At 35.4% G+C, this 5,535-nt stretch carries 6 protein-coding genes; all 6 read right to left on the bottom strand.

Features of this window, described 5'->3' with window-relative positions:
- Nucleotides 1–190: 190 nt before the first annotated feature.
- Nucleotides 191–1,168, bottom strand: a complete 978-nt coding sequence (locus ACYVM0_RS26900; RefSeq protein WP_460562587.1) for a hypothetical protein — start codon at nt 1,166–1,168, stop codon at nt 191–193.
- A gap of 266 nt (nt 1,169–1,434) precedes the next feature.
- Nucleotides 1,435–2,313, bottom strand: a complete 879-nt coding sequence (locus tag ACYVM0_RS26895) for a hypothetical protein (RefSeq protein WP_460562585.1) — start codon at nt 2,311–2,313, stop codon at nt 1,435–1,437.
- A gap of 13 nt (nt 2,314–2,326) precedes the next feature.
- Nucleotides 2,327–2,998 carry a hypothetical protein gene (locus tag ACYVM0_RS26890; protein ID WP_460562583.1) on the bottom strand — a complete coding sequence of 224 codons (672 nt, stop codon included), beginning with the start codon at nt 2,996–2,998 and terminating at the stop codon, nt 2,327–2,329.
- Nucleotides 2,999–3,101: 103 nt separating this feature from the next.
- The gene (locus tag ACYVM0_RS26885; RefSeq protein ID WP_460562581.1) at nt 3,102–3,608 is read right to left on the bottom strand and encodes a hypothetical protein; all 507 of its coding nucleotides are present in this window, start codon (nt 3,606–3,608) and stop codon (nt 3,102–3,104) included.
- A gap of 264 nt (nt 3,609–3,872) precedes the next feature.
- Nucleotides 3,873–4,328, bottom strand: coding sequence for a hypothetical protein (locus ACYVM0_RS26880; protein WP_460562579.1), 456 nt, complete (start codon nt 4,326–4,328; stop codon nt 3,873–3,875).
- Nucleotides 4,329–4,602: 274 nt separating this feature from the next.
- The gene (locus tag ACYVM0_RS26875; RefSeq protein ID WP_460562577.1) at nt 4,603–5,163 is read right to left on the bottom strand and encodes a hypothetical protein; all 561 of its coding nucleotides are present in this window, start codon (nt 5,161–5,163) and stop codon (nt 4,603–4,605) included.
- Nucleotides 5,164–5,535: the final 372 nt, after the last annotated feature.

Genomic DNA, 5,535 nt, shown 5'->3' with positions numbered 1-5,535 from the left:
TCGGCTAATGCCATACTTGGCCTGTAGTTTACGGTAACCACAACCGGTGTTTAAATACTCTTGAATGATCTGGTCTTTGAGTTCCATTTTGGTTGATTTTGTAGTCAACCTATTTCAGGACGAGACATTACAAATGTTCATTGTTATTCCGTCTGCTCAACTTGCATAAAACTCCATGTTGGTAGCAGTTTTATTTGTCGTACTTCAGCAATGAATTTTTTACTATCAATGCTAATTCTTCAATTTTCTGTTCACTGCTTGCAATCATTGCAATATGATTTTGTGCATTTTTTTGAATGTCATCGTCTGTAAATATTTGTTCCCTCAAAAATAAATTTCTTTTTCTGTCTTGGTAATTTGACCAGGTTAGCTTTTGCAACATATATTCACCTTCTGTGTTTTTTGTTTTAAAGTTCTCAAGTTCCATTTCTTTGTACATTGGCGATGGATAAAAACCAAAATAAATTATTAAATCGCCAAACTCTTTTTCGCCATAGTTAGAAACTTTTTTGATTTTATAAACTTCAAAATCATATTTTTTATCAACAGACACAATGTAGTTTTCAGGTAACTTGATACTGTAAAGCGTTTTTGTGCCTAAAATATTAAATGTTTCAGTTTTTGCTGATAAGTTAAGTCGTCTTTTTCCTTTTTTAAAAGATGCAAAAACTTGTTCGGAAATTTTCTCAAAAGTTGCCTTATCTTTAAATGCTTCTTGATTTATATAAGCACTAAACTTGCTCAACGTATTGTCTGGATTTTTTATAATGAGAGAGTTTAATAATATTGCTTGTGCTTTTTCATCAAATTTTTGAGGTGTAATTCTGTAACAAACAGATGAGTCTGAATTGTCTTTTTTTTGAACAGTAAAAGGAAAATCTTTCGTTGCTTCCTTTTTTAGTTTTGTCTCCAAATCATCAACGGATTTCATTTGCAATTCTTCAGCAAAAAAAACGATTCGTTTTGAGCCAATGTCATAAATAACTCTTGTTTCATTGTTTTCGTTAGGGTCTGCAGACATTATATCAACACCTCTTGCTTGATTTTTTGCGCTGTCGGGAAATTCAAATGAAAACCTACCATTTAGCATTGATATTTCATTTTTTTGTCCGTGTGAAGTTCCAATAAAAAAAAGTGTCGCAACAGTAATAAAAATTCGTCTTTTCATATTTTTTATAATTTTTTTAGGGTATCGTGAAAATTGCTACCAACGTCCAGGGTTTTATGCAGGTTGGTAATTATCCCGAAAGTATTCGGGACGTCTGCCCGTAACCGCTGCTGATTGAACCTGCCTGCCGGCAGGCAGGAATATGTTGATGAAGTTAAGTACAAAACCTGATAGTTATTCGTATGCTAAAACTGAAGTTGGGATTTGCAATTAGCTGATGTTAGTTTGTCCAGCCACATTTTTGCAAAACTTTTTGTTGTATGCAGCTATTTTTGGGTTGTAACTTTTACCGCGCCGACGCTACTTACAGTTCCGTATTCTTTTAAAAAATATTCATCTTTTTGCGTCGCCCTATTTTTTACAATTTCATATTCAACTGTCAACTCGTAACCTGGCTCATACTTTTTAATTTGTGTTTCGTAAAGTGGACCTTTTGCATAGAACATTTTTGTCTCTTTAGTTTTTACATTCTTCATTGCGATTTCATACAGTCCGGATGGAAGTTTTGTTTGAGAAACTAGTTCACCCTTAAAAAGTAGCTTCTTCGCAGTTTCATCTTCATATTCTTTTTGCATTAGTTTAGAGAGGTCAGGACAATTAAGATATAATTTGTTTAGAACTTCATTTATTAATTTGAGTTGTCCAACTTGTGTTGCTGGGTCAAAGCCCAATTGTTTCAAACTGTCTTTATACTTTAAAAGTACAGATTGATAACATGAGTCCATTGACGTCGAAGGCTTATTATTTTTCATTGTCGAAAAAGTACAATTACAAGTTGCTAAAGAAATATTTCTATAGATTGTTGTTGTGTCTTTTGAATCAAAACTTTTCTGACTTACGGTCTTGTTGCTTTGGGGTGTTTGTCCACAGGCAGAAAGTGTCAAAAGTATGATTGTTGAAAGTGTAAGAGGTTTCATATATAGTTGCATACAACGGGCAGGGCTTGCTGCAGGGCTGGAATTCGTTGCTGGTCCGCCTGTAACCACTGCTGACCTGCCTGCCTGCCGGCAGGTTAAAGATATAAAAGTACAGGCTAACAAACAAGGCCCAATCCCGATAGCTATCGGGATACGTCCAGCCCAGATGAAGTACAACAGCGATATGACCATTGCTCCAATGTCTAGCCAGCCTTGCAGCAAACCCAATGTTGGGCGCAGCTTACTTACGGTTTACAATTTTAATTGTATCAGTGAAATAGGAACTATCACTTCTGTATTCCACTAAAAGTTTCAAATACTTGTTCTTTTGATCATAATCTATATAAGCGAATCTGGTAATTGTGGATTTTGGTTTCATTGTGTCATATTCGGCATCGTATGTGTCAACTGGTTGTCTATAAAAAATGTTTTGCCATTTTAATGAATCGTCTGATACTTGTAAAAGATGAATGCTTGCCGTAAAATTTTTAAACATGGCTTTCGAGCCGTCGAAGTGTAATGGTTTTAAAAGATAAATATTTTCATGAGAATTGTTGGAAAATGTTATAGTTAACAATTTACCAACAAAATCTCGATAGTCGATATTTGACTCGTGTTTTTGCTGAATCTTTTTTAGAATAGAAATTATTTCAGAAGAGTCATTAACAATCTTATATTTAGTAATGGTTATTATTTTTTCAGGTTGTTCTTTACGGCCATTTGAGCAATTGATAAGCGAGAGGGAAAATAATATGAAAAAAAGATACTTCAAATTGAAAAGAGGTTCATTTAAGTTACGCCCAACGGGCAGGGCTTTATGCAGGTTGGGAATTATCCCGAATGCTTTCGGGACGTCTGCCGATAACCGCTGCTGATTGAAAATATTTTGTTGAAGGTATGTACAAAAGTTCATAGTTATTCGTCTGAACGAACTGAAGCTGGGATTTGCAATTAGCTGATGTTACAAGGTAAAGCCCAACTTGCATAAAACCCAATGTTGTAGGCAGTTTTATACTTCAAAGTTGATTATTTAATTCTTCCAGCATATCAGCCAGTTTTTGTAGGTCTGTCCACTCGTCTGGTAAATAATGCCACTTGTATTTTGCCTCAACATTCTCCACACTTATTGTCAAAGTATAAAAGTTGCCGTCAAGAATTATTCCTCCCCATTTTTCAAGTCGTGGTCTAATTGAAATTGTTTTTATAAACTCAAGTATGTGTCTTACAGTTTTTAATTCTGTCTCGCCGCTTTCATATTTAATTGTTGGCTTGATTGTCTGCCCAATAAATTTTAATTTGTGTATTGGGTCATTAAATTTTGGTGCGTCAACCAATTTTTGCCAAATAGTACGATACCATTTTAAAATGTCATTGCCCAATTGAAGTTGTAAAAGAATATGATTGTCAAAAGATGGTTGAAAGTAGATTTGAATACTTGGTTTGTACTTGTCAATTTGTTGTCCTTGCTCTGTCGTGGCGTTTGCCAAATCCATAAAGTCAAACCAAACTTTGCTGCTATCCATTGAAAATTTTTATTAAAAACGGAGTGTAGTTAAAAATTGCCACCAACGAACAGGTGTTGCTGCAGGTGTGGAATTCATTGCTTGTCCTGCCCGTAACCGCTGCTGACCTGCCTGCCGGCAGGCAGGTTAAAGATATAAAAGTACAGGTTAACAAACAAAAGCTCAACAATGTAGGTCCAGCGCAGATGAAGCACAACAGCGATAAAATGACCATTGCTCCAATGTCCAGCCAGCCTTGCAGCAAACACAATGTCGGGCGCAGAGTTACTTGGAATTACTTTTATTTATTAGAGCTTGCTGTGCCAGTTCATATAATTCCATTCCTTTTTTAGAAAGGAACGTTAAATCAGGCAAATCGTTCTTCGTCTTCTTTAACGGAACAAATTTTGATCCTGTTAGATAATACCGGTACAAGGCTCCTTTCTTTTTTTTGGGATTGGCCCAAAAAATAAACTCGGCATATCTAATGATACCTTCAAAATAGATAAATCGGAAACTTGTGTCTTTCGCAAAAGAAACTGTCGATACCATAAAAGGCATTGAGGTTTGTTTATCAAATCTGTACCATAATCGGTCTTGTCCGACTGTGGCCTTAAAACTTATCAACTTTTTAGGCCATACTTTAATTAGTTCTTTTTTCAGAGCATATGAATTCGCTGAATCTTGGGCTATTGCTTGAGTGCTTAACAAAATGAGAGAGATTACTAGGAAAGTTTTCATTGTACTCTTGCTTTTAAGAATTACACTAAACCATTAAAATAAATGATTGCTCAAAATACTTTGCGCCCAACGTTCGGGCTTGGCAATGTGGCGGAATTTGAAAAACTGTCAGCCCGTTACGAAAGTCTGGTAAAGTTAATTAGTTTAAGTTAAAATTTAGTTGTTCGGAGATATCCGTCAAGCTGAAACTACAGATGCCACAAGTACCAAAGTTGAGAATTGCGTTTCAGTCCGCCGACATAACGCCAAACCTCATGTTATGTGCCGTTCTTCATCATTTAAAAGTGTATGGATTTACTTCTTTGAAACTCCATTTGCCATTTAATCGCATAAACTTATTGACAGTACGAATAGATGTGTCAACTGTCCGATAATCAGTAATGACTAATATGGAATTGTCTTTTAATTTTTTAGCAACTACATTAACATAAATGTTGTCTGCCAAGCAGGTGTCAAAAAGACTTGTTGGATAATCTCCTTTAAATTTTGTTTTCAATATCATATCCATATACTTGTCAAACGTACTGTCAGTAATAACTTTTATGTTGAGGAGTTTGCTAAGTGTGTCGATGTAAGGATGTTTGTCGATATAAGTTTGGGGATAATTAATTGGGTAGTCGATCGGAACTTCGTCCAAAAAACGCCATTCTGATTTTATAATTAATGTGTCAAATCTCCTTTTATATAGAATGGCTATACTTTTTACTATTGCCATTCTAAAAACTGAACTGTCACCAATATCCTTATCATATGTTGTCGTCTGTGTAGAGCTGACGATTGGTTGTTTATCATCATTTCTACTGTCGTTACAAGCCACTAAGAAAAGTGTCGACAAAAAAAAGACTGTTATTAAATTTTGATGTCGCATAGAATGGCACATAACGAGCAGAGCTTTATGCAGGTTGAGAAATATCCCGAATGCTTTCGGGACGTCTGCCGATAACCGCTGCTGATTGAACCTGCCTGCCGGCAGGAATATATTGTTGAAGTTATGTACAAAAGTTGATATTTATTAGTCAGCCGGAACTGAAGCCGGGATTTGCAACTAGCTGATATTACAATGTCAAGCCCAACTTGCATAAAGCCCCTATGCAATATAAAATGGCGTTTAGAGGTAAGTAGAATCTAAATTAAATTAGAGCTACAAAATATTATTCACAATATTAAACTCTAAACGCCATGACTAAAGTTACAGCAAGTTTTGAAA

It is taken from the genome of Ferruginibacter profundus (assembly GCF_054783275.1).
The sequence above is the reverse complement of the archived record's forward strand: the minus strand, read 5'-3'. Positions and strand labels throughout refer to the sequence as shown.